At 35.5% G+C, this 2,210-nt stretch carries 2 protein-coding genes; one reads left to right on the top strand and one right to left on the bottom strand.

Going from position 1 to position 2,210, the window contains the following annotated elements; genetic code table 11:
- Window positions 1–328: 328 nt before the first annotated feature.
- Window positions 329–1,414: a tRNA 2-selenouridine(34) synthase MnmH gene (gene mnmH / locus BHE89_RS15175; RefSeq protein WP_069369162.1), complete on the top strand. Its 1,086-nt coding sequence runs from the start codon at window positions 329–331 to the stop codon at window positions 1,412–1,414.
- Window positions 1,415–1,695: 281 nt separating this feature from the next.
- Here the strand turns inward: mnmH and BHE89_RS15170 are convergent.
- Window positions 1,696–2,210, bottom strand: a 515-nt coding sequence (locus tag BHE89_RS15170; protein WP_286146191.1) for a DUF4184 family protein, incomplete at its 5' end; no start/stop codon positions are given.

The following is a 2,210-nucleotide window of genomic DNA, read 5'->3' as shown; positions in this document are numbered from 1 at the left end:
ACAGCGAATACAAAGATGCTCAAGTGAGTTAACACGATAATATTTTCTTATTATGTTCAAGGTAATGTACCTGTCATTTTTCGATTAAGTTTTTATTCATTTAAATACTTAAAGTATTTTATTTACAGCATGTTTGATGAATTAATCTAAAACACTACATTGAATAGATGTTAGACGTTTTTTATATTTCAATCCATCGCTTTATCTTAAATTTTTCTTATTGAAAGTAGAGATCCGTTTTCAATATGACTGTAATTATGGGCGTTATCGGATTTTAAGAGTATAGTAGCTAATCTTTCAGCCTGACGAGATACTACGATTTTTTATTATGGAATTAGCGTTTTCAGATCAAAATATTCGACATATTCTTGCTAATAACACCCCTATCATTGATGTGCGTGCGCCTATTGAATTTAATCAAGGCTCGATGCCTAATGCGATTAATCTGCCTTTAATGAATGATGAAGAGCGTGCTGCTGTTGGGACTTGTTATAAACAACAAGGTTCACAAAAAGCAGTTGATTTGGGACATCAATTGGTTAGTGGTGAAATTCGTGATAACCGTATCGAAGCTTGGCGCGAAGCTTGTAAGCAATTTCCCAATGGTTATATTTGCTGTGCTCGTGGCGGCATGCGTTCTCATATTGTTCAGCAATGGCTTAAAGAAATAGGTATAGATTACCCATTAATTGAAGGTGGATATAAGGCGTTAAGACAGACTGTAATTGAAATGACCAATGAATTGGTTCAGCGGCCTATTATCTTGATTGGTGGATGCACCGGTAATGGAAAAACGACTTTAGTGCGGTCATTACCGGAAGGTATCGACCTTGAAGGTATTGCACATCATCGAGGTTCGTCTTTTGGTCGCACAGTGGAAGATCAATTTCCTCAAGCGACATTTGAAAATCACCTTGGTGTTGAAATGTTAAAAAAATCACTGAAATATACACGCTGGGTGCTTGAAGATGAAGGTCGTGCAATTGGTGCTAATGGATTACCTGAATGCTTACGATCAAAAATGGTTGAAGCTTCAATCGTTGTTGTTGATGATCCCTTAGAACGACGCATAGAACGCTTGAAGGAAGAATACTTTGATCGCATGACTCATGATTATCTGGTCGCGTATGGCGAAGAAAAAGGTTGGCAAGCATACAGTGATTACTTGCATCATGGTTTATTTGCTATCCGCCGTCGATTAGGCTCTCAAAGAGCAATGGAATTAACTCAGTTGCTAGATAACGCCCTAGAAATACAGAAAAAAGGATCCACAACTGAGGCACATTTCTCTTGGTTAACCCCTTTACTTAAAGAATATTACGATCCTATGTATCGTTATCAATTAAGCAAAAAGGAAGATAAAATTATTTATCAAGGAAGTTATGAAGAGGTTATGCTGTGGTTTAAAAACTAATGGATAATTAAAATTTCTGTATTAACTACCTCTTATTTCAAAGAAAAGCCCCGTAACTTTATATTACGGGGCTTTTTAGGATCTATTTGGTCAAGCTTTAGTTCGATATAACCATAATCCTAAGATTATCATTAAACCGAAGAAAAAAAGGTACCGCCAAAGAAAGCTCAAGGAAAATAAATCGATTAATGTTAATTCCCTGCCCTTTATTTGAGAATTGCAAAGCTAAAGGCAAAGCACATAACCCAGACAAAAAGCCGACCCCTATTAAGCGAAATAACTTAGTACGGTTTTCTTTTTTGTATTGAATAGTCTTGTTTTCGCTGGTATTCAATATATTTCCAACATAAATAAAGTAGCCCTAGTATAGAACCTAAATGTTGTAATAATTTATAAATAGCAATCTCTTGGCTATTTGTCATTCCTTGTAATAATTGTGCTTGTAATACAGAAAAATATCTGACGGCGGTTCCTGTTTCGTGGGTAAAAGAATCCCATACAATATGCGTTACTGCTCCAATATACAGGGATAAAACAAATAGTATTAATACTTGAATTGTGGGTTTTATCGGTTCATATAGTGGTATAGGTGATACGCACTTTAATGGATTTCTCAGTAAATAATTTAGAATAAAGATCAGCAAGCAAAAAGGAAATGCAGTATAAAACCAACCTAATAAATCATGTGCCGTTGCTGCTGATTGATATAAACCAAAAGAATAGAGTAAATCGGGCGAAGTACTTCCTACAATTAATGCGGGTAAACTCAGTTTTTTTCCTATTCGGGACTGCTTTA

This window comes from Shigella sp. FC1967, from assembly GCF_001743005.1.
Classification (GTDB): Bacteria; Pseudomonadota; Gammaproteobacteria; order Enterobacterales; family Enterobacteriaceae; genus Proteus.
Note: the sequence above shows the minus strand (reverse complement) of the source record. Positions and strands in the feature narration are given on the sequence as shown.